This window comes from Agrobacterium sp. El2ro-1b, assembly GCF_048298475.1.
Lineage (GTDB): Bacteria > Pseudomonadota > Alphaproteobacteria > Rhizobiales > Rhizobiaceae > Agrobacterium > Agrobacterium fabrum.
Genome location: NZ_CP103459.1, coordinates 527,785 through 549,744, shown reverse-complemented (window position 1 = coordinate 549,744; position 21,960 = coordinate 527,785). Strand labels below are relative to the sequence as shown.

24 protein-coding genes are annotated in these 21,960 nt (G+C 60.6%); 5 read left to right on the top strand and 19 right to left on the bottom strand.

Annotated elements, in window-relative coordinates:
* Window positions 1-8: 8 nt before the first annotated feature.
* The gene (locus tag NYR50_RS16810) at window positions 9-674 is read left to right on the top strand and encodes a transglutaminase-like cysteine peptidase (RefSeq protein WP_174011684.1); all 666 of its coding nucleotides are present in this window, start codon (window positions 9-11) and stop codon (window positions 672-674) included.
* Between the two features lie 73 nt (window positions 675-747).
* Here the strand turns inward: NYR50_RS16810 and NYR50_RS16805 are convergent, their stop codons facing one another.
* The 6 genes from NYR50_RS16805 to NYR50_RS16780 all read right to left on the bottom strand — a co-directional run bounded on the left by NYR50_RS16805 (window position 748) and on the right by NYR50_RS16780 (window position 6,914).
* Window positions 748-1,833: an ABC transporter ATP-binding protein gene (locus NYR50_RS16805; protein WP_174011687.1), complete on the bottom strand. Its 1,086-nt coding sequence runs from the start codon at window positions 1,831-1,833 to the stop codon at window positions 748-750.
* Window positions 1,830-2,657, bottom strand: coding sequence for a carbohydrate ABC transporter permease (locus NYR50_RS16800; protein ID WP_121691731.1), 828 nt, complete (start codon window positions 2,655-2,657; stop codon window positions 1,830-1,832). Before NYR50_RS16800 ends, NYR50_RS16805 begins: the two co-directional genes overlap by 4 nt.
* Entirely contained in the window at window positions 2,654-3,556 is a 903-nt protein-coding gene (locus NYR50_RS16795) for a carbohydrate ABC transporter permease (RefSeq protein ID WP_121691732.1), read from the bottom strand. Before NYR50_RS16795 ends, NYR50_RS16800 begins: the two co-directional genes overlap by 4 nt.
* A gap of 113 nt (window positions 3,557-3,669) precedes the next feature.
* Complete coding sequence (locus NYR50_RS16790; protein WP_418137667.1) at window positions 3,670-4,902, bottom strand: ABC transporter substrate-binding protein; 1,233 nt, start codon at window positions 4,900-4,902, stop codon at window positions 3,670-3,672.
* A 62-nt stretch (window positions 4,903-4,964) separates the two neighbouring features.
* Window positions 4,965-5,867, bottom strand: coding sequence for a sugar phosphate isomerase/epimerase family protein (locus tag NYR50_RS16785; RefSeq protein ID WP_418137666.1), 903 nt, complete (start codon window positions 5,865-5,867; stop codon window positions 4,965-4,967).
* Window positions 5,868-5,879: 12 nt separating this feature from the next.
* Window positions 5,880-6,914, bottom strand: coding sequence for a Gfo/Idh/MocA family protein (locus NYR50_RS16780; RefSeq protein WP_418137665.1), 1,035 nt, complete (start codon window positions 6,912-6,914; stop codon window positions 5,880-5,882).
* A gap of 139 nt (window positions 6,915-7,053) precedes the next feature.
* On the opposite strand from NYR50_RS16780, the gene NYR50_RS16775 reads away from it, so the two are divergent.
* Window positions 7,054-8,118, top strand: a complete 1,065-nt coding sequence (locus NYR50_RS16775) for a LacI family DNA-binding transcriptional regulator (protein ID WP_174011695.1) — start codon at window positions 7,054-7,056, stop codon at window positions 8,116-8,118.
* Here NYR50_RS16775 and NYR50_RS16770 read toward each other — a convergent pair.
* From NYR50_RS16770 to nirK, 5 genes are all read right to left on the bottom strand, one after another.
* Window positions 8,108-8,983, bottom strand: a complete 876-nt coding sequence (locus NYR50_RS16770) for a hypothetical protein (protein WP_174011698.1) — start codon at window positions 8,981-8,983, stop codon at window positions 8,108-8,110. The two genes, NYR50_RS16775 and NYR50_RS16770, sit on opposite strands and share 11 nt — an antisense overlap.
* 158 nt (window positions 8,984-9,141) lie before the next feature.
* Window positions 9,142-9,537, bottom strand: a complete 396-nt coding sequence (locus tag NYR50_RS16765; RefSeq protein ID WP_174011700.1) for a cupin domain-containing protein — start codon at window positions 9,535-9,537, stop codon at window positions 9,142-9,144.
* 140 nt (window positions 9,538-9,677) lie between these two features.
* Complete coding sequence (locus tag NYR50_RS16760) at window positions 9,678-10,379, bottom strand: Crp/Fnr family transcriptional regulator (protein WP_174011703.1); 702 nt, start codon at window positions 10,377-10,379, stop codon at window positions 9,678-9,680.
* 149 nt (window positions 10,380-10,528) lie between these two features.
* Window positions 10,529-11,446 carry an SUMF1/EgtB/PvdO family nonheme iron enzyme gene (locus NYR50_RS16755; RefSeq protein ID WP_174011706.1) on the bottom strand — a complete coding sequence of 306 codons (918 nt, stop codon included), beginning with the start codon at window positions 11,444-11,446 and terminating at the stop codon, window positions 10,529-10,531.
* Window positions 11,447-11,557: 111 nt separating this feature from the next.
* Window positions 11,558-12,700, bottom strand: coding sequence for a copper-containing nitrite reductase (nirK, locus tag NYR50_RS16750; RefSeq protein WP_121691750.1), 1,143 nt, complete (start codon window positions 12,698-12,700; stop codon window positions 11,558-11,560).
* 236 nt (window positions 12,701-12,936) lie between these two features.
* Here nirK and NYR50_RS16745 point away from each other — a divergent pair, with 236 nt between their 5' ends.
* Complete coding sequence (locus NYR50_RS16745; RefSeq protein ID WP_418137664.1) at window positions 12,937-14,169, top strand: NnrS family protein; 1,233 nt, start codon at window positions 12,937-12,939, stop codon at window positions 14,167-14,169.
* A 79-nt stretch (window positions 14,170-14,248) separates the two neighbouring features.
* Here NYR50_RS16745 and NYR50_RS16740 read toward each other — a convergent pair whose 3' ends face one another.
* From NYR50_RS16740 to NYR50_RS16705, 8 genes are all read right to left on the bottom strand, one after another.
* A complete protein-coding gene (locus NYR50_RS16740) occupies window positions 14,249-14,782 on the bottom strand; it encodes a DUF2249 domain-containing protein (RefSeq protein ID WP_174011715.1) in 534 nt (177 codons plus the stop codon).
* A gap of 78 nt (window positions 14,783-14,860) precedes the next feature.
* Window positions 14,861-15,166 carry a DUF2249 domain-containing protein gene (locus tag NYR50_RS16735; RefSeq protein WP_418137663.1) on the bottom strand — a complete coding sequence of 102 codons (306 nt, stop codon included), beginning with the start codon at window positions 15,164-15,166 and terminating at the stop codon, window positions 14,861-14,863.
* Between the two features lie 143 nt (window positions 15,167-15,309).
* On the bottom strand, window positions 15,310-17,208 hold the full coding sequence (locus NYR50_RS16730) for a nitric oxide reductase activation protein NorD (RefSeq protein ID WP_418137662.1): 1,899 nt from the start codon (window positions 17,206-17,208) through the stop codon (window positions 15,310-15,312).
* A gap of 71 nt (window positions 17,209-17,279) precedes the next feature.
* Window positions 17,280-18,092, bottom strand: a complete 813-nt coding sequence (locus tag NYR50_RS16725) for a CbbQ/NirQ/NorQ/GpvN family protein (protein WP_174011724.1) — start codon at window positions 18,090-18,092, stop codon at window positions 17,280-17,282.
* Between the two features lie 64 nt (window positions 18,093-18,156).
* Window positions 18,157-19,503: a nitric-oxide reductase large subunit gene (locus NYR50_RS16720; protein WP_174011727.1), complete on the bottom strand. Its 1,347-nt coding sequence runs from the start codon at window positions 19,501-19,503 to the stop codon at window positions 18,157-18,159.
* Between the two features lie 24 nt (window positions 19,504-19,527).
* Entirely contained in the window at window positions 19,528-19,980 is a 453-nt protein-coding gene (locus tag NYR50_RS16715) for a c-type cytochrome (RefSeq protein ID WP_010973802.1), read from the bottom strand.
* Window positions 19,981-20,146: 166 nt separating this feature from the next.
* Window positions 20,147-20,437 (bottom strand): hypothetical protein, encoded by a 291-nt coding sequence (locus NYR50_RS16710; RefSeq protein ID WP_035257650.1) that lies wholly within the window; start codon window positions 20,435-20,437, stop codon window positions 20,147-20,149.
* 4 nt (window positions 20,438-20,441) lie between these two features.
* On the bottom strand, window positions 20,442-20,975 hold the full coding sequence (locus NYR50_RS16705) for a cytochrome c oxidase subunit 3 (RefSeq protein WP_418137661.1): 534 nt from the start codon (window positions 20,973-20,975) through the stop codon (window positions 20,442-20,444).
* Window positions 20,976-21,112: 137 nt separating this feature from the next.
* Here NYR50_RS16705 and NYR50_RS16700 point away from each other — a divergent pair, with 137 nt between their 5' ends.
* Together NYR50_RS16700 and NYR50_RS16695 are read left to right on the top strand one after the other, a co-directional pair.
* On the top strand, window positions 21,113-21,268 hold the full coding sequence (locus NYR50_RS16700) for a hypothetical protein (protein WP_174011734.1): 156 nt from the start codon (window positions 21,113-21,115) through the stop codon (window positions 21,266-21,268).
* A gap of 12 nt (window positions 21,269-21,280) precedes the next feature.
* The gene (locus NYR50_RS16695) at window positions 21,281-21,958 is read left to right on the top strand and encodes an NnrU family protein (protein WP_174011736.1); all 678 of its coding nucleotides are present in this window, start codon (window positions 21,281-21,283) and stop codon (window positions 21,956-21,958) included.
* Window positions 21,959-21,960: the final 2 nt, after the last annotated feature.

Genomic DNA, 21,960 nt, shown 5'->3' with positions numbered 1-21,960 from the left:
AGACGAACATGACCCATCTCATCAAATCGCTGCAAGCATGTTTCATTCTGGCTGTCGTGGGGTTGGCCGCGCCGGCGCAGGCGTCTCCTTCGATGCAGACGGGCAGGATCACCTCGCAGCCCTTCGGACATTACGACTTCTGCCAGCGGCATTCGGCTGAGTGCCAGCCGGTGAAGTCCATGCCGCCGGTCAGTCTTACCCCTGATGTCTGGGCTACACTTGTTTCGGTCAACAATGCCGTCAATACCGAGATCGACCAGCGGACCGACATGGAGGTGTGGGGTTATGAGGATTATTGGGAATATCCCTATAACGGCGCGGGAGACTGCGAGGACCTTGCGCTGGAGAAACGGAAGCGGCTGATGGACGCCGGTCTGCCGGTTTCCGACCTGCTGATCACCGTCGTCCGCGACGAAAAAGGCGATGGCCACGCCATCCTGACCGTCAGAACGGACCGCGGAGATTTCATTCTCGACAATATGAAGCCGAAGATTTTTCGCTGGGACGAAACGCCCTATACCTATCTCAAGCGTCAATCCACCGAGCATGCCGGTCGGTGGGTGGATATTGAAGGCTCCGGTTCGCCCGCCATCGCCGCCCGCGAGGTTGGCCGCGCCACCGCCACCTCCGCCACCGCGCGCCGGAACATCGTCGACATCATCATGGGACGCTGAAGCTTTCGCCTCTCATGAAGCGCGCGGAGAGCCCCAAGGGGCTGTCCGGTCTCAATATACGCCATGTTTCGCTTCACCGGCCTCCGAGACCGGCTCCGGTTTCTTCGTCGAACAAATGCAGGTCGGTCGGGTTGATGTCGAGGCCGACGACTTCGCCGCTCCTGACCTCACTGCGCCCCTGTATCGCGATGACCACTTCGGTCGTTGTGCCGAGGGTGAGGAAAGTGGCCGAACCAGTAGTTTCCACAGCCGAAACAGGTAACGTCAGCGCCGCACCTGTTCCTGTTCCCGGCCGGATATGTTCCGGCCTGATACCAACGATGACGCGCTTGCCGGGTGGCAAGGGAGCCGGAGCCCTGATCGATTGCTGCGGTTCACCTTCGCCAAACTGCAGCAGAAGCGAAGCGCCATCCGGGCTGACCACGGCCGGAAGGAAGTTCATGGCCGGCGAGCCGATGAAACCTGCAACGAAACGATTGACAGGGCGGTCGTAGAGTTCGAGCGGCGTGCCCTGTTGTTCGATCACGCCATCGCGCATGACGACGACATGATCGGCCATGGTCATCGCCTCGATCTGGTCATGGGTGACGTAGACCGAGGTTGCGTGCAGGCGATCATGCAGTGCGCGGATTTCCTTGCGCATATGGACGCGCAGCGCCGCATCGAGATTGGAAAGCGGTTCATCGAACAGGAAAGCCTGCGGATTACGGATGATCGCCCGGCTCATGGCCACACGCTGGCGCTGGCCGCCGGAGAGTTCGCGCGGGTAACGCTTCATCAGCTTTGACAGCCCCGTCGTGGCGGCAACTTCCTCTGCGGCCTTGCGGGCTTCCGCCTTGGCGACGCCGCGCATGCGCAGCGAATAGGTGAGGTTTTCCTCCACTGTCATATGCGGGTAGAGCGCATAGGACTGGAACACCATCGCCACATCGCGCTTGCGGGGCGGCACACCGTTCATCAGCGTGCCTGCAATGCGCATGTCGCCGCTCGATATGGTTTCCAGCCCCGCCAGCGAACGCAGCAAGGTGGATTTTCCGCAACCGGATGGGCCGACAAGGGCGACGAACGTGCCTTTCTTGATTGAAAGGTCGATGTTTTTCAGGGCGTGAAAGGCGCCGTAATATTTGTTGACGCCTGATAGTTCGATCTGAAGGGTCATTTGAGCGCTCCTGATGTCAGGCCGGAAACGATGCGGCGCTGCAAGAGAATGAAGAGGGCGAGAATGGGCGTCACATACATGGTCGCATAGGCCATGATGTTGTTCCATTCGCTGGTATTGGGGCCCATGAAGGAATTGAGGCCAACGCTGGCGGGCTGCAATTCCGCCGCCTGGATCATCGATTTCGAATAAACGAATTCCCCGAAGGCCTGCATGAAGATGAGAATGGCGCTGACGAGAATGCCGTTTCTGGCAAGCGGCAGCACGATGTGGAAAAAGGCGCCGACCCGCGAATTGCCGTCCACCAGCGCCGCCTCTTCCAGTTCCTGCGGCACGGCCATAAAGGTGGCGCGCACCAGCACGACAAAGAAGGGCATGCTTTTGGCCGCAATGGCGAGGATGACCGACAGGCGCGGATAATCCAGAAGCCCGAATTGCGAGAAACCGACGAAGATCGGCGTGATCATCAGCGATGCCGGCAGGACCTGCAGCATGAGGATCAGGAACAGGCCTATGTCCACCCAGACATTGCGATACCGGGCCAGAACATAGGCGCAGCCGACACCGAGAATGGTGATCAGCAGCACCGCGCTGGAGGCGATCAGCACCGAATTCCACAGGTAACGCCCCATGTTGCGGCTTTCCCAGACATAGGCATAGGTCTGCCATTGCGGGTCGCTGGGCCAGAAGGCGGGCGGACTGGCGAACATTTCCGAGCCGCTTTTAAGCGAGGTCAGATACATCCAGTACAGCGGAAAGAGATAGATGATCGCGAGAATGATGGCGATGGCCAGCATCAGCCGGTTGCGTGTCGTGATGCTCATCCGCGCACCTCATGTCGTGTCGAGCGCACATAGACGATGGAAGCCAGCATGACGAAGACGATCATGATGACGGATATCGTCGCGCCCTTGGCGAAATCATATTGCCGGAAGGAAAGATCCCAGGCCCAATATTGCGCCACGTTGGAGCTGTTGTTCGGCCCGCCATCGGTAATGGCGGCGAAAAGATCGAACTGTTGCAGCGTGAAGATAAGGCCCAGCGACACGATCGCACCGATGGTGGACCGCATCATCGGCAGGGTGATGGTGTAGAAACGCTGCCAGGCGCTGGCGCCATCCAGTTCCGCCGCCTCATAAAGATCGCCGGGAATGGAGGCGAGGCCCACCGAAAGCAGGATCATGTTGAAGGAAGTGCCGAGCCAGACATTGGCGATGACGACGGCCCAGAGCGAAAAATTCGCATCCGAACGCCAGAAGATATTGCCTGAGATGAGGCCGCTTTCCCGCAGGAAGAAATTCAGGACGCCGAAATCGCCCGACAGGATCCAGTTCCAGATGGCGCCGACAACGAGGCCGGGCATGACCCAGGATACGAGGAACAGGCCGCGCAGCCAGGTGGCGCCGGGAAAATTCACCCAGAAGAACAGCGCCAGGCCGAAGCCGATGGCGAATTGCCCGGCAATAGAGGCGACGACGAAGGTGACGGTGTTCATCAGGATCGGCAGGGTTTCAGGCTGCCGGAACAGATCGACGTAATTCTTGAAGCCGACGAACGGGCGCACGAAGGTGCCCAGGCTGAACATGTCAACTTCCTGAAAGCTCATGACGATGTTGTAGATGAGCGGCAGCCCCGCCATGACGAACAGGAAGCCCAAAGGCAAGGCGACAAGGACGATGTCGAACCCGCGACCGTCGCTGACGCTGGAAAACAGTTTTTTCATGAAACATCCTCACAAGCTCCGATCGGGGCCGCCGCTGCATGTCGCAGCAGGCAGCCCCACCGGGAGGAACCCGTGGATGGGGCCGGATGAACCCGGCCGCCTACCCATATGGATCAGCCGTCGACCAGCTTTATCTTTTCAGCGGCCTGATCAAGTGCCGCCTTCGGCGTCATCTGACCCGAAAGCGCACCCTGGATGGCATCCTGGATGGCCTTGGAAATCTTCGGCCATTCCGGTGATGGACCGCGCGGCTGGGCATATTTCAGCTGCTCGACGAAGGTCTTGAGCGCTTCGTCCTTCAGCGCATTGCCGGTGGGCGGAACCGGAAGATCGGAACGCGCCGGCAACTGGCCGAAGTTCTTGAACATGTCCTTGTCCTTTGAGGCGAAGTACTCGATCGCCTTGAAGGCTTCGGCTGGATGTTTGGTCTTGGAGAAGATCGCCCAGTTATAGTCGCCCATGGCCGAAGACCGCGGCGCGTCCGGTGTCGGAACCGGCAGCAGTGTCACGCCCCAGTCGAACTTGGCGTCCTTAAGCATGCGGTCGATTTCCCAGGGGCCGGAGATCGCCATGGCCGCGTTGCCGGCGTTGAAGGTGGCGGTGGAGTCCCACTGGCTGCGCGTCAGCGTGTCCGGGGAAGCCAGCTTCTCGTCAAGCAGGGTCTTCCACGTCGCAAGCGCCTTCACCGCGCCATCGGTATTGATGTGTTTGTAGGTGGCGCCCGCCATCTGCGCCCAGGGCAGGAACTGGAAAGTGCCTTCCTCGTTGGCCTTGGCGCTGAAGCTGATGCCGTAGACATTCTTGGCGGGGTTGGTGAGCTTGCGGGCCGCTTCCACCAGCTCGTCCCAGGTCTGCGGCGGTTTTGCCGCATCGAGACCGGCGGCCTTGAACAGGTCCTTGTTGTAATAAAGCGCAATCGTGTTCGTCGCTTTCGGAACGCCGAAGTATTTGCCGTCCCACGTCACCGATTTCAGCGGACCCGGAAAGTAGTTTTCCGTCTTGATGACATCCGACTTCGCAATCATGTCCGTCACGTCAAGAAAGGCGCCGCGTGAGGCGAACATGGCGTGGTTGGGGTTGTCGATGGCGATGATGTCAGGCGCATTGCCGGTCGAATAGGCGCGCATGGATTCACTCACCACATCATCGAATTGCAGGTAGCGATATTCGATCTTGATGCCGTTATTGAGCGCGTTGAACTCTTTGATGAGGTTCGGGGCCGGCTGGGTGTCTCTGTCCAGCGACCACAAGGTCAAGGTCACATCTTCCGCATGCGCTGTCATCGCACCGGCGGATACGCTTGTCAGAACAAGCGCGCCGGCCATCATGTATTTCGCGATACCCATAATCTCCTCCTCTTTGGTTATCGTCGCTGCATTATCTGGAAACCTTCTCCCGAAAGGCTTCCTTATGTCGGGTCGACGACGAAATCGCCGCCACGGCATTTTTTCAGATAGTTCAGACCATGCACCTGGCCCGTCATTTCCAGCACGTCGCGGTAGACGGGGTCATGCCAGCCTTCGATGTCGATCGAGCCGGACCAGCCGGCGAGGCGCAGTTCGGAAATGATATCCGTCCAGTTGCTGTCGCCGAAGCCCGGCGTGCGCATGAAGACGAATTTCTCCTTGCCGAAAATGCCGTGCTCGCGAATGACATCCCAGCGAATGGTCGCATCCTTCCCGTGCACATGGAAAATCTTGTCCGCCCATTTGCGGATCTGAGGCAGCGGATCGATGAGATACACCATCTGGTGGCAGGGTTCCCATTCGATGCCGATATTGTCATCCGGCGTTTCGTTGAACATCAATTCCCAGGCGTCGGGATTGTGCGCGATGTTCCAGTCGCCTGTCTGCCAGTTGCCGTCCATGGCGCAGTTTTCAAAGGCGATCTTCACGCCCTTGTCGGCGGCGCGCTTGGCAAGCTCGCTCCAGATTTCCTTATATCTGGGCAGGCTTTCCGGCAGCGGTTTGCCGCGCAGCCGGCCGGTGAACCCCGCAACGCAGGTCGCGCCGAAATGATGGGCATTGTCGATGCAGTCTTTCCAGCCCTGCAAGGTCTCAAGGTCGATCTCGGTTTCTTCAAGCGGATTGCCGAACATGCCGAGTGTGCCGATGGTGATGTCGCGGTCGCCGATCGCCTCAAGGCAGCGCTTGCCCAGATCGGCAAGGTCCTGACCGTTGGTCGTCTGCCAGAAGAACGGCTCGAAGCTTTCGAAGCCGAGATCGGCGATCTGCCCGATGCGTTCGGCCGCCTGGCCTTTGCTGGCGCTGACCATGGTGCCGATGCGGATGGATGTTGCCGGATTGCTCACGTCTTTCAGTCCTTATGCTGCAATGGAAACACGCTGGCCGAGGCGGGCGCTTTCAATCGCGCCGATCACCATGGCAAGGCTGTTGATGTTGTCGAAGGAGGCCGTTTCCGGCATCTCACCCGTGCGGATGGAGTCGAGGAACGACAGAATGACGCTGGCATGGCCGCGCGTATCCTTCTCGGAAACGGCATCGGAAACGTTTACGGTCTTAAATCCACGCAAAAGTCCCTGGTCGTCACCGGCCACGGAGGCGGAGAAATTGTCTTCGCCGTCCCAGAGGATCATTCCCTTCGAGCCGATCAGCCGCCAGCGCGCCTCCCAGCTGGTCCGCTCGCCTTCGGCGCACCATGAACCGCGATAGGTGAAGACGACATCATTGGAGAACTCGAAAATGGCGTTGGCGCTCGCCCCGTGGGCATACCAGGAGCCCGCCGGGTTCTTCTCCACGCAAAAGACGGAGAGGGGCTTTTCGTTGGCAACGAAACGGGCGGCATCGAAGGTGTGGATCGCCATGTCGAGAAGCAGGACGTTCTTCATCTCCTCACGAAAGCCGCCGAAATGCGGGCCGAGGAAGAAATCGCAATGGATGGCCGTCAGGTCACCAATGACGCCGTCTTCCAGTGCGCGGCGCAGTCGCCGGATACCGGCAATAAACCGCCGGTTTTGCACCACAGCATGAATTTTGCCGGCTTTTTTCGCCAGCTCCACCAGCGTGGCGGCTTCTTCCATCGAGGCGGCAAGCGGCTTTTCGCTCAGCACGTAGCACCCGGCATCGAGACCGGCTTCAACCACGGCGAAGCGTGCCTGCGGGATGACAATATCAAAAAGGATGTCGGCTTTCGTTTCGGCAAGAACGGCGCGAAGATCGGTGCCGATGACCGCGTCGGTGAGGGCGAATTCTTCGGCAAGCGCACGGGCCGTGTTCTCGTTCAGATCCACCAGGCCGGCGATCCTGATCGCGCCGGAAATCTCCGGCGTGGATTGAATGGCGCGCAACCAGCCTTTGGCCATGGCTCCGCATCCGCATAAAACGGCATTAAATGTCATCTCATCTCCCCGGGCTCTTTTGCAAACTCCTCTTTGCGCAGAGCGTCGTAAACGTTTACGAGACTATGACGATGGTGTTAGATATGTCAAGACCGTTAAGGGATGCGTTGATTACGCGTCGGGCCTGGGAGGGGAATGCATGAAAGGAATCCGGCAGCTTGCCGATTATCTTGAGATATCGATTGGCACCGTTTCCCGTGCCCTGAACGGCAAGCCCGATGTGAACGAAGAGACGCGGCGCCGTGTTCTCGAAGCGGCGGAAAAGCTCGGTTACGTCGCCAACCAGTCCGGCCGCAGCCTCCGGCAGGGAACCACCAATGTCATCGGCCTGATGACCGGCAGCGACGCGCAGACCGTTGAAAACTCGGACAACTTCTTCTTGGGCGTGACGGATGGCCTGCAAAGCGTGTTTTCCGGCCATAATCTCGACCTCATCGTTCTGCCCTGCCCGGGGGAAGAGGACCCGGATGAATATCTGAAACGCATGGTGGCGCGGCGCATGGTGGATGCAATGATCATTTCCGCCACCCGGCGCACCGACAAACGCGTGGATTTCCTGAAGCAGACCCGCCTGCCTTTCGTGGCGCTCGGCCGGACCGCCTCCAGCAGCACACACGCCTGGATCGACCTCGATTTCGACGGTGTGGCGAAAAATGCCGTCGACCGCCTTGTTGCTGCCGGACATCGTTCGATCGCGGTGGCCGTGCCGGATAACGATATCAATCTCGGTTACGTTTTTCTGGAAGGATACCGGCGCGCGCTGGAAGATAATGGCATCGCCTACGATTCCTCGCTGGTCATCCGCGCGAAATCGAGTGAGCAGGGCGGTTATCACGCCGCCAGCGAATGGCTGCAGATGCGGCCCCGGCCAACGGCGATCGTGCTGATCTACGAGCTGATGGCGGTCGGTCTTTATCGCCGTCTTGCGGAAGCTGGCCAGAAACCGGGGCGGGATCTCGCCGTCATCGGCTTCCGCGATGGTCCGCGCGGCCAGTTTCTGGAGCCGCGTCTCACCAGTTTCCGCATGTCCCTGCATGATCTCGGCGTGACGGTGGCTCAGACGTTATTATCGACCATGCCGGCCTATGCACCGTTCTATCCCGATCAGGCCCGACATTGCGTCTGGCCCATGGTTCTGGTGCCAGGCGAGAGCGACCCCGCGCCTGCCGCACAGGCAGCGGCGCCCGGGGGCATCAAAGCCTGACGTCGTTAATGCTCACGACGCCGAAAGGATTGAATTTATATTCGTCTTCCTCATAGCGTGTATCGTCGGCAAGGGTGGCGCGACGATCCTTGACGGCCGCTTCGACACCGTCCCGCGCCATTTGATCGGCGATATCGTCTATCAGCGCGGCGATCTTTAGCTGTTCCGTGTTCGTGGACGGCTGATCGCCGTTTTTGGTAAAGCGCACCTGCACATCTGGCAATCCAATCAGGTGAAACCCGACGCTCATCATCCCGTCGGCATCACCGCCTATGGGGCGGCGTGCGAAAGCCAGACGGCAGGTTCTGGCAAGCGCCATTCCGTCATCGGCAGCAGCTTCGCCGCGCGATTGCTCGAAGAGCTGCTTCCAGCGCCTTGCCCCATGGGCAACGCCGGCACTTTCTCCCTTCACGGCGATAGCGCCGTTATCGAGCATATGCTGTACGAATCTAAGCGCATTTTTGGATGTATTCACGGCTGTTTCGGCATCCATGGACGGGCCAAGCACATAAAGAACCGAGCCGTGCCCGGCGACGGCCTCCTCATCGGTCAGCTGGTAGGCATCGGGGTCGACGCGGTCCCAGCAGACATTGAAGGAACGGTCCATCCGGTCGTCCGGCTCATCCTGCGAATAATCCTCGTCGAGGCTGAAATCGGGCGCAAAATCATCAACCGCGGCGCGGGCGCTCTTCCGGAGAACCTCCAGCCCATTTTCAGGGCCGAGAAAACAGAGGATATGTCGCGGCTGGTAACTGGAACGGGAGGCGGCAACGGCTGCCGGCTTGCTCGAAGCTGCGCTGAGCGACGGCCTTGCCAGCAAGAGGCCGCCCAGAAATGCGAGAACTCCACGACGCCCTGAATTCATCCGATATCCCCGGGGTTTCTATCAACAGGACGGTAGCGTTTTATACAGGCATGGATGATTCAAGCCATATGGCCTTCGCGATCTTTGGCATGATCGTTTAAAAAACTTGTCGCAAGCGGGCGGGGCGAAACGGCGTTGAGCCAATTGCAGCTACTTCATCAAATGCCATATTGCCCATCCGTCACATGTTCCATCCAGTCCACCACCTTGCCGTCTTTCACCTCCTGAAGAGCAATATGGGTCATGGCGATATTGGGTGCGGCGCCGTGCCAGTGTTTTTCGCCCGGTGCGAACCAGATGATATCGCCGGGGCGAATCTCCTCCACCGGGCCGCCCTCACGCTGGGCGCGGCCGAGGCCGGAAACCACGATCAGAGTCTGGCCAAGGGGATGGGTGTGCCAGGCGGTGCGGGCGCCGGGTTCAAAGGTGACCTGTGCACCCTGCACCCGCTCTGCATCGAAGGGGTTGAAGAGCGGATCGATGCGGACCGTACCGGTGAACCAGCCGTCTGGGCCTTTGGTCGATGCCCGTGTTCCCGCGCGCAATATTTCCATGATCATTCTCCTGACGAGTCTCAAGCGGTGATTTGATGCGGGAAATCCCCTCTTGTCCACAGGGGAATGAAAAGCCGAGGCTGCCCGGTCGTGGCGTGGCCTTGGCGAAGGCCAGCCGTATGGAGGCAGGTGTCGCCACCCTAAACCTGGCTGATTTCTCCCTGCGCCAGCTGGGCAAGGCCCGGCAGATTGCAGACCAGAAGCTTCTGCCGCCCGCCCTGCACCAGACCCTTGCTCTCCCAGCTGGAAAGGATGCGCGAAACAGTGTGCAGCGTCGTGCCGGTCATTTCGGCTATATCCTGACGCGAAATCGGGAAGTCGATACGGATGCCATCCAGCTCCTTGCGTCCCGCCTGTTGCGAAAGGCGCAGCACGGCATGGGCCACCCGGCGCTCCACTTCCTGCGTCGACATTTCGCGGATGCGTGTGTGGGCTTCCTCGAGGCGCTGGCCGATCGTCTGCATGGCGGAGACGGCAAGATGTGGGTTCTGTTCGACGAATTGCGGCCAGAGGTCCGTCTGCCAGGATAGAATCACGCTTTCGGTCGCCGTCGTGGCGGTGCCGGGATAATCCGACCGTTGCAGCGCCCGGGCGAAACCGAAGAGATCGCCGGGATGCACCATCCGGACGATGATCTGCTGGCCGTCATGGGTCACCTGCGTCACCTTCAGGCGACCGTGAATGAGCAGGAAGAAATGCGTTGCCGACTGGCCCTGCTCGAAAATGGCTTCGCCCGGCGGTACCAGCCGTGATGTGGCGTGGGTCAGCAGCCCGTCCAGCTCATCGTCGGCCATCTTGGCAAACAAGGCCAGCGACCGGATGACGCTTCGGTCAATCTTCACTTGCACCCTCTCCGGTGATTGGCCGCCGCCTTGGTTCCCGCCATGGGCAACCGGGTGTCGGCCTTTTCTGTATCCTCACAATACAGCACTATCACCGGCTGAAGAAGATCAAATGATATGAATCAACTGATTGTTTTAATTGACGATTATCAAGAAATCAGACGGACTGTGCGAAGCTTTTCGGCAAGCGGCGCATACCACCGCGTATCCTTCACCAGCCGGAAACCGAGATTGTCAGGCGGCACGCCGACGGCACAGCCGCCGCTTTTCGGGTTTTTGACGAAGGCGCTCATCGCCGCCCGGTGTTTTCCCGATGCGACGGGAATGCCGCAGGCGGCGGCGGTATCGACCACTTCGCCGTCCTTGCCGAGCGTCACGCGGTGGCTGCAACTCGCGGTCCATTCCCAGATATTGCCGCCGAAATCGGCAAGGCCATATTCGTTTTCGCCAAAGCTGCCATAGGATTGCGGAACGGGGTTGCCCGCCGCCTTGCGGCTGGTCTGCCGCTCGTAATCCGCCAGCCAGCGCAAAGCGGGATTTTCGCTATCCGCAGCCACGCCAAGTGTCTCATCAGGAAAAAGCGATCCGGCGGCAAAGGCAAGTTCAGCGTCGCTTGGCAGGCGCCAGACAGCGCCGGTCCGCTCGCTCAGCCATTTTGCGTAGGCGTGGGCGTCATCCTGGCTAATGCCGGTTGCCGGTATCCCGCCACCGACGGGGGCGGCAAAACCGGGTTCAGGCTGCTGGCAGCCGCCGTCTGCCACGCAGCGTGCATAATCCGCGCTCGACACCTGATATTTCATGATCGTCAGATTTTGCCGCATCGTCACGTCAACCATCGGGCCATCGACGGCATACCCATTGCGGAAATATTCACCCTCCGCCCGGTAGGTGAAACGTCCCGCAGGCACCGTAACGACCTGCGGAGCCGTCATGGCCGCGCGGGCATCCGCGCCGCTGCGGATGATCCCGGACTGGAAACCGATCACCGTTGCCAGCACTGTTGCAAGCGAGAGCGGCAAAAGAAGCGAGACGGCATTTGGGAAATGGCTATTGCCGGAAATGCCCATGGGAGCCTGCCTGCGTCGTGGAGACGCCAAAGTTCGGGCCTGCTTTCAGGCCGCAGAGAGCAGAAGGGGGAGCGCGCCATGGCTGTCGGCGGTGGCGCGCTCCCGTTTGCGTCAGATGCTCGATGGGGCAAGCACCGCCTGCATCAGGGTGTTGTTCCATTCACCCGTGACCTTGAAGTGGGCTGCTGCACCCAGTTCGAAGGCTTCGATGAGGTTGTGGTTGACATAGGCGTAGATGCCGGGCTGCTCGAAGGTGTAGAAGGCCGCGCCCGCCGTGCCGCCGGGGATGAACCAGGTTTCCTGGTCGAGATCCGGCGGGTTGCGGAATTTGCCCGTCGCCCAGACGTAGTCGCCATGGCCGCCGATGAGGTGCGGGCGGGTGTCGCGGTTCGCCTGCGAATGAACGATCAGCACCTTTTCACCAACGGCGGCCTGAAGGGCATGCTCGCCTGTCAGGGCACCGACTGCGCCGTTGAAGACGATGTGGCTTGGCGTCAGCTTGCGCATGACTTCCAGCGTGTCGGCCATGGCGTCGCCGGCGCTTTCATATTTCTTGAAATTGCCGTTTTCGTCACGCGGGATGTAGAAGTCCTGCTCGCCGACATAATAGACCTTGTCATAAACAAGCTCTTTGCCGTGGCCGTCCGTCAGGCCCTCACGCGGCAGCACCATGATCGCGCCGTTCATGCCCGAGGTGACATGCCACGGCACCATGCCGGGAGGTGCGCAGTGATAAACGAAGACGCCGGCCTTGGTGGCCTTGAAGCGCAGGATCGCCTTTTCACCGGGGTTGACGATGGTGAGCCCGCCGCCGCCGAGCGCGCCGGTGGCCGAGTGGAAATCGATGTTGTGCTGCAGCTCGTTGGTATCGGGGTTGATGAGGGTCAGCTCGACGTAATCGTCCTGATGCACCACCATCAAGGGGCCGGGAACCGAGCCATTGAAAGTCATGGCGTGAACTTCGGTGCCCTTGTCGTCGAGGATCATCTTCTGTTCCTTGATCGTGAGCGTGAACTCAACGATCTTCGGTCCGCCTTCGGCTTTCTGCGTGTGGGCGTGCACGAAGGGCGGCTTGACGAGATCAACCTTTACGCGAGGTAGCGCTGCAATCTCCGCGCTCGTCAATGGCTTGGCTGCGGCCTTCTTTTCCTCTGCCGCGCCCGCCGCCGAGGGGATGATCATGGGGGCTATAGCCCCTGCAAATGCTGCGCCTGCGAGAATATTCCGCCGTGTGATGTGGAAGGTTTCCGTCATCATGTTTCTCCTGTCCCTCTTAGGGCAGAGCATGTTTCGCTCTGTCACAGCATTTGTAGCGGAGGAGCGGAAATACAATTTGAGATGGAACAAACTTCGCTTTCGGCGCCCTGCGACATTTTGGCAGGCGGCTGAAGGCTGGTGAGGAAGCGTCGCACCTCCTCTTTGCCTGTTCGCAAAGAAGCCGGGCGGGCTTGCGTCTAGACATATGTCAAGACCAAGCAAGGAGCATTATAATGAGTGGCAGCGAAACCGTTCTCCCCCAAGGGCGCAGCCGGCCAAAGGGCGGCATTCCAAGAGGGCTGGCGCGCACCGGCCCGGTTATTTTTTCTTACGGCTTCCGGCCGTTTTTCTTCGGCGGCGCCCTCTGGGCCATCGTGGCGATGGTGTTGTGGATAGCAGCCCTTTCCGGCTTCATCGATATTGGCGGAGACTATGGCGCGCCGAACTGGCATGCCCATGAGATGCTGTTCGGTTTCGCTTCGGCGGTGCTGGCCGGCTTTCTCCTGACTGCTGTGCCGAACTGGACGGGGCGACTGCCGGTGTCGGGCAAACCGCTGGTCTGGCTGTTTGCGCTCTGGTGCGCCGGCCGGCTTTTCCTGCTTGCGCCGGATCTGGTGGGCGTAGTCATCGCCGCAGCCGTCGACGGGCTGTTCCTGCCGGCGCTTCTGGCGATCTGCGCGCGCGAGGTTATTGCCGGACGCAAATGGAAGGACCTGAAGGTGCTAGGCGGGCTGCTGGCGCTTTCCGTCGCCAATATCGTTTTCCATGTCGCGGTGATTGGCGGCGATCACAGCCAGATGGCAACCCGCCTTGCCGTCTCGGCCTATACCGTGCTCGTCATCATCGTCGGCGGCCGCATCGTGCCGAGTTTCACCCGCAACTGGCTGAACCGTTTTGGCCGCACGGATTTCCCGGTGCCCTATAACGGCTTCGATACCGCCGCCATCCTCACCGGCATCGTGGCGCTTGCCGTCTGGACAATAGAGCCCGCGAGCATCGTGGCCGTGCCCACGGCGCTTCTGGCCGCGTTCATGCACGCCGTGCGTCTCATCCGCTGGCGCGGCTGGACGACCTGGCCGGAGCAGGTGCTGGTGGTGTTGCATGTGGCCTATGCCTTCATTCCCATTGGTTTCATTGCCATCGCTCTGGCGGCTCTTGACGTCATGGACATGCGCTCTGTGCTCCACGTCTTCAACGTCGGCGTTATCGGCTGCATGATGCTTGCGGTGATGACGAGAGCGAGCCTTGGCCATACCGGGCGCAAGCTCGCGGCCAGCAGGGTCACCATCGCCGCTTATGTGGCGCTGATCGCTTGCGCACTGCTGAGACCCGTAGCCGAGTTCTTTCCCGGCGTGATGATGCACCTTTATGCCTGCTCGGCGCTTCTCTGGATCGTGGGTTTCGGTCTCTTCTGCGTTGACTACGGGGCGATCCTGATGCGCGAGCGCAAACCGCTGAAAGCCTAGATTGCTTGCGATGCCGTCAAAACGAAACGCCCCGGAAGTGATTTCCGGGGCGTTTCGTTATCAACCGTAGCCGATGGTTTTAATGTGCGCCGGCGCCGGCGCGGATGAAGATGCGAAACGCGGTGCGAGCGTCATCGAAATTGCCGGCCCATTGATGACCCCGGGCCAGAAGCTCCGGGTAAAGAAAGGTCGGCTCCTGCGGCATCAGCACGAAGATCACGGCGCCCGGCGGAAGACGGTCGAGCGCTGTAAGCGTGCGGCGCGTCTGGCCTTCGGCCGTCTCGCCGCTGAGATCGAGATAGATGATCGGGTCCGGCCATATCTGCGGCTCCTCGGCATTGCCCGCAAGCGCTGGCGAAACAGATATCTGCTCGGTTTCACTGGATTGCGGCGTGAATAATACTTCCCAGTCGCCGCCGCCGATTTCCCTCACCTGATGGTCGAAACCGCGCTCAGCCATCACCTTGAACAGCGGAACCGGCCGGAAGGTGGCGTATAATCGCAGTGCCTCACCGGGGGCGAGCCCGGCCACGGCTTCCATGATGGCCGGAAAGGGCTCGCCGCCGCTCTGCAAAAGCGGCCGGACATCAAGTTCCCTGATCATTTCCGTCATTGCATCACCTCATCTGTCGGCTGGCGGCGGCAAGGGCCGGCCGCCAGAGGTCTTTTCACCATGCCGCAGGCGCTGGGGTCAATGCTCGGAACCGCAGCAGCATTCGCAGCCGGACATATCGTCATCGGAACCTTCGGCCTGTTCTTCCAGTCGGCCGATATCGAGACGCCAGACTTCCGGGCCCTGTTCGAGATATTCCCAGCCGAACTGGCCGGGAAAATTGGTGGCGAGCTGGTAGAGCAGGGGGCGGGGATCGTGATCGCTGGTGATCTGCAGCGATTGCCTCTCGGTCAACGCGCCAAGCGCACCAAAAATGCGCGGATGACGTTCGGGATGCGGAATGATGCGCACATCTATATTGGTTGCGGTTTGGGCTTCGGACATAGGCTGGCTCCACGGCCGCGGATGGAATGATGTCCGGCGGTGCGGCCGGCCGGCGGACAGGAAAAACCTATCCGCCGTGCCGCTGGGAGACATTGTCGCCGCGCAAACAAACCTGAGATTCGTCAGGTTCGTTGTGACAAGCATCAGCCGGCAAGGCTGCGATAGATTGCCGGCAGTGCCGATGGCAGCTTCGCTATCCTGCTGACGATCGCATAACCGTTCTGGCCGAACATGGCCGGAATATAGGATTGCGCCTTGCTGTCGACCGTTACGCCGAAGACACTTACGCCCGAGCGCCGCGCCTCGGAAACAGCACGGCGGCTATCCTCGATGGCGAAGCGGCCCTCGTAGTGATCGACATCGTTCGGCTTGCCATCCGTCAGCAGTAGCAGCAGCTTGCGGCGCTCCGGTCTTTCATGCAGCTTGGCGCTGGCGTGGCGGATGGCGGGGCCGATGCGGGTGTAGAAGCCGGGCTTCAGCGCCGCGATGCGACGCTCGATAGTGTGGCCCATCGGCTCATCGAAATCTTTCATCGTCTCCACCCGCACCCACGAACGGCGGCGGGAGGTGAAGGTCAGGATGGAGTGACTGTCACCGCAGGCGGAAAGCCCGTGGGCAAGCACCAGCGAGGCTTCCTTTTCCACGTCCAGAACCCGGCGATTGTCAAACCAGGCATCGGTCGATAGCGACACGTCGACGAGGATCGTTACGGCGAGATCATGCGCCTGCGGGCGGCTTGCCATATGAATGCGGTCGCTGCCCTGTCCACCAGCGGCGATATCGCTTCTGGCGCGAACCACGGCATCAAGATCGAGATCGTTGCCGTCAAGCTGGGCGCGCAGCAGTTCGTGGCGCGGCCTCAGAACCTCGAATTGCCGCCTGACGCGGCGGATAAGGCTTTTGGTGTCCGGGCTGGGTTCCGGTGCCGTCTCGGCGTCCTTCGCCGGTCCTGAAATGACCCGGCAATGGTCGGCGAGATAAGTGCCGCTGCGATAATCCCATTCGGGATAGGTCAGCTCCGCCGTCAGCGCGGTATGGTTCAGTGCTTCAGGCGGCAGGTCGAGATCGAAACGGAAGCGGGCGGAAGGCCGTCCCTTTCTTTCACCCAGCGTCATGTCGTCAAGCTCGTCCGCCGCACTGCCGTCGGCATCGTCGCTGTCGTCACCCGGCCGGTCGACATTGACCATCTCCGCCATGGCGAGGATTTTTTCGAAGCGGTTGAGGATGAAGGGGCTGCGTTCCGTCTGCCGGTTCTCTGCCTTTTCACGCACGGCGATATGGCGGGCGGCTTCCGCCCCCTGCGGCGCTGCCGCCGCTGCCGGCTGGTCCTCGCCCTGCCGGGCCTCGGATGTCTCCCGCAGCAGCGTGTCCGGCCAGAGTGGAACAGGCAGCATCGGCAGGTAGCGCGGCGGCGCTTTTTCCGGAGGGCTCGCAGGCGGCGCATAGCCCTCGATCCCTGCCGCCGCGGCCAACATGAATAACACCCGTTGTTCCACCCGCTGTTCTGCCTGGGGTAAAGGCCGCGTCTGCCGCACCGCGAGCATGGCGGCGCACAGCCGGCGATAACGGGTTTTCATGCCGGGAAAAGTACGGGTCACGGTTTCTGCCAGTTCTGCGGCGCGGTCGACTCGGGCGAGATCGTTGCGCAGCGGGTCAGCCGCCGCGACCGGTTCAAGCGGCATCAGCGCCATGGCGGCGGCGAGCCAGAGATAAAGATCGCGGTTGAGGCGGCGGTCGGGAAACAGATCGAGCACCGGCGGCAACATCAGCGTCGCGTGATCGCGGCCGGGCTGGGCGAGCTTTTCTTCGCCAAGGCCCATGCGCTGGCGAAGCCTCAGCCGGTGGCTGGAAGTGCGGGCGCGGGCCGGGGCGATCTGCACCGCATGTTCACCGCCAAAACCGCGGAAACAGATGGCCAGCACCGCCTGCATATCCTCCAGCTTCACGGCATGATCCGGGAAGCGCAGCGATGTGCCGGTTTCGCCGATCAGCCTGTGCCAGGCGCGGCCGACGGTTTCTTCCAGTTCCAGAAAGTCCAGCATGGTTTATCCTCATGGCATCGGACCGGAATGCGCGGGGCAACCGCGCAACCCGGTGTGGATATCAAAGCGCGCTATCGGATGATCGCATCCGCGACTTCATGCAGCGCGGCCTTCACATCAGGCTCGTCGGTCAGCGGTTCGATCATGGTTGCGCGCACGGCCTGGCGGGCGGGAAGGCCGGTATCGATGAGGCTGGCGCAATAAACGAGCAGGCGGGTGGAGACGCCTTCCTCAAGGTCATGGCCTTTCAGGCCCCGCAGCCGGTGGGCGAGATCGACGAGCGGTTCGACATCGCGCGCATCCAGCCCGCTTTCATGCGAAACGACGGCGATTTCCTGCTCCTTGGGTAGAAAATCGAATTCGATGGCAACGAAGCGCTGGCGGGTGCTGGGTTTCAGGCTTTTCAGAAGGTTCTGGTATCCGGGATTATAGGACACGACGAGCATGAAGCCGGAGGGTGCTTCAAGCACCTCACCGGTGCGCTCCAGCGGCAGGATGCGGCGGTCGTCGGTGAGCGGATGCAGCACGACAGCCACATCTTTCCGCGCCTCGACGATCTCATCGAGGTAACATATGCCGCCCTGGCGCACCGACCGTGTCAAAGGGCCGTCCATCCACACGGTTTCGCCGCCTTTCAGCAGGTAACGGCCGGTCAGATCGGCGGCGGCAAGATCGTCGTGGCATGAAATGGTGGAGAGCGGCAGGCCGAGTTTCGCTGCCATATGGCTGACGAAACGGGTCTTGCCGCAACCGGTCGGGCCTTTCAGCAGCAGCGGCAATTGCCGCACCCAGGCGCTTTCGAACAGTGTGCATTCATTGCCGAGCGGGGTGTAGAACGGTGCGTCCGGCAAAGGCTGCGGTGCGGGGCGGAAAATCGTATTCATGGTCATCTCCATGGTTGATGGTAAGGGCCGGCTCTCCGGGGGAAAAGAAGAGCCGGTCCGTTTCTCATTCGGCGGGCTGTACGAGGCGGGCGACGTCACCCTGTTTCTGCTTGCCCGGCACCAGGACTGCCCAGATGAACATGATTGCCGAAATGAGAACTGCGAAACCGGAGCCAAGGCGGATCCAGTAGAAGATCGCCAGCTGATCCTGCACATCCATGAAGCTTTCGCCCATGACGCGTTGGAGCTGGATCTGCACCACGCCGGCGAAGGTCAGCGCGAAGGTCATGACCGACATGGCCGTGCACATGACCCAGAAGCTCGTCATCGAAAGCCACTGATTGTAGGGCGCGCGTTTCTTCATTTCCGGTATGGCATAGGCCATCATCGCAAGGTTCAGCATCACATAAGCGCCGAAGAAGGCGAGGTGGCCGTGGGCGGCGGTCAGCTGCGTGCCGTGGGTGTAGTAGTTCACCGAAGACAGCGTGTGCAGGAAGCCCCAGACGCCGGCGCCGAAGAAGGCCATGACCGAGCAGCCGATCGACCAGAGCAGCGCGGCGCGGTTCTCATGCTTGCGGCCGGCCTTCCAGGTCATGACGAAGGTGAAGATGACCATGGTGAAGAAAGGGGCCACTTCCAGCGTCGAGAACAGCGAACCGATCCACTGCCAGTAACCCGGCGCGCCGATCCAGTAATAATGGTGGCCGGTGCCGAGGATGCCCGAGAAGAGCGCCAGGCCGACGATGACGTAAAGCCATTTTTCCACCACTTCGCGGTCGATGCCGTTGAGCTTGATCATCAGGAAGGCGAGGATCGACGCCATGATCAGTTCCCAAACGCCTTCCACCCACAGATGGATGACGTACCACCAGTACATCTTGTCGAGTGCGAGGTTGATGGGGTTGTAGAAGGCGAAGAGGAAGAAGATCGCCAGACCCCATAGGCCGAAGAGCAGGATGTTGATGACCGTGGTCTTGCGGCCCTTCAGCGCCGTCATGGTGATGTTGAACAGGAACATCAGCACCACGAGCACGATGCCGACCTTGATGAAGAACGGCTGTTCGAGGAATTCGCGACCCTCATGGATGCGGAACATATAACCGACCACGGCAACCGCGGCGGCCACCAGGAAGATCCAGAACTGCGCGATGGCGAGTTTTGGGCTGTAAAGCTCCGTTTCCGTCTCTTCCGGCAGAAGATAGAAGCTCGAGCCCATGAAGCCCATCAGCAGCCATACCACAAGGGCATTGGTGTGGATCATGCGCACGATGTTGAAGGGCAGAAGCTCGGAAAGCGTATTGGGCAGCACGTAGATCGTCGCGGCGACGACGCCGAACAGGATCTGCGCCACGAACAGCCCGATTGCGCCGTAAAAATACAGCATGGCGACTTTTTGCGTCTGGTATTTCATCTCGTCATCTCCTTGCCGTACACCTCAACCCGCCTCGTTCGGCGGCCAGTTCTGCGTCTTGATCCGGCTCGTCCATTCGAGGAAATCGACGAGATCATCGAGTTCCTGTTCGGTGAGATTGAACTGCGGCATCTGGCGCCGGCCTTCGATGCCGGTGGGCTGTGCGGCCATCCATGCCTTGATGGAATCGCGCGCCGTCTCCTTGTCTTCCACGCCGCCATAGCGCTTCCAGACATTGCCGAGTTCGGGCGCGAAATAGGCGCCTTCGCCGAGCAGCGTGTGACAGTTGATGCAGGAGTTTTTCTCCCACACATGTTTGCCGCGCGCGACGCTTTCGGTCAGCGTGCTTTCATCCGTCGAGGTGGTGCGCATGTAATAATGGCTATGGGCGGTCAGCCCGACGAATATGGCGAAGAAGAAGATGGAGCCGCCGTAAAAGACGTTTCGCGCTCCTGTTTTGGTCAGGCGTTCTGCCATGCCAATGGTCCTTTCCATCCGGAAGACCGCTTATGCGGACTGGCTTGATCGAACCCTCGCGCCGGGATTTGCCGGCAGGCTTTGGGTCTCGCCCCTTTCTAGCCGCTGGCCGTCGGCGTTCTTTGCCATTTGGCAAACAACGGGAGAGGTGCCGCCGCTCGCCTTTTCAAAGCGACAGAATGCCCTGCAGGAACGCCCGCAAAAGCGCGGCCGCGGCGAAGATGGCGGGCCATGCCAGAAGTGCTGTGCGCAGCAGGCCGCGCTCTTCGCGAAAGCCGAGAAAATCGTCGATGACACGCCTGGATTTCATGAGGGCGAACAGCAGCATCAGGCAGGCGGCAGCAACCGGCGGCAGAAGCGCCGCCTTCCATGAGGTGACGACGGCCGTACCGGCGAGAACGAGAATGGCGAGCACTGCGAAACTTCTTGCAAGCTGGTGGGAGGTGCGATGGATCATGATGTCAAACCAGATAAATAACGGGAAAAATGACGATCCAGACCAGATCGATGACATGCCACAGCGTCGTCACCAGTGTGACGTTCTCGTTTTTCGGGAAGACTGCGACGATGAACAGCAGGATCGCCACGAAGACGACATGCAGCAGGTGGAAGCCGGTGAGCAGGAAATAAAGCTCGAAGAACGCGCCATAGGCGGGATCGGAGGCGAGGGCGATTTCGGTGGAATATTCATGGAGCTTCACACCGACGAAAGCGAAACCCAAAATGCCGGCAAGGACAAGCGCCCGCCTTTTACCCGGCAGCGTGGTGTGGCGGCTGGCCGCCACCGCCGCCTGCCAACCGCTTGCCAGCAATATCAGCGTGTTGAGGCCGGCAAGCTGCGGCTGCAGATGCTGGCGCGCGGCGGTAAATGCCTCGGGATTAAGCGCGAAAGCGATGATGAAGGCGCCGGTCAGCGCGCCGAAGGCGGCAAGCTCGCTCCAGACCAGAATCCAAAGCAGCAGGTTTCCGCTTTCCTCTTCCGTATTTATCGCCATGGCCTTGTCCGTAATTGTAAAACAGCAAGCCACGCTTAGGCGTCCTCAAACCCTGCTTCTTTGCGGTCGGTCAAAGAAGGGAGCGCGCAAAGCCCTATTGTCATGACAAAGCGCAACTCTGGAAAATGGAGCTTCCCATGAACGACGCGCAGGTCGGGCTGATTGTCGCAACCCCTATTATCATTGGCTTTGCGGTGCTGTTGTACCGTATGGGAGTGCTGCAGCGCCTGGGCGCGGTTTCCGCCGTGCTTGCCTCCGTGGCCATTGCTTCGGTGCTGTTCCTGAACCAGTGAGAAGACAGTCGGATGCTTGAACTCGTCGCCGCTCTTTCGCTCTTCTTGGCGCTGCATTCCATCCCCGTCGTGCCTGCCGTGCGCGGACGGCTGATCGCGGCCGTCGGCCGACCCACCTATTTCGGGGCTTATTCCGTGGTCTCGCTTCTGACGCTGGGCTGGGTGTTTTATGCCGCGCTGTCGGTTGATTATATTCCGCTTTGGGATGTCGCGCCCTGGCAGGCACATGTCACGTTTCTGGCAGCGCCGATCGGCCTGTTTTTCGTGCTGGCCGGCCTTCTCAGCGTCAATCCGCTCTCCATTTCCGTGCGGCAGGGGCAGGAGCCCGGCGCCATCGTGCGCATCACCCGCCATCCCGTGCTTGTCGGTTTCCTGTTCTGGTCGCTCGGCCATGTCGTGCCAAATGGTGACCTGCGCTCCGTCATCCTGTTCGGCGGTTTTGCCCTGTTTTCGCTCGGCGGAATGGCGATGACGGAAAAACGCGCCCGCAAAAGACTGGGCATTGACTGGAACGCGACGGCCGCCGGCAGCGCCACGGTTCCCTTCACGGCAATCCTTTCCGGCAAAACCCGTATCGCTGTGGATGGGCCGATGCTGCTCGCAGCAGTGCTGACAGGCTTGACCGTGTGGTGGCTGCTGGCCGGCAGCCATGCCATGCTCTTCGGCGCGGACCCCATGGCCTATTTCTGACC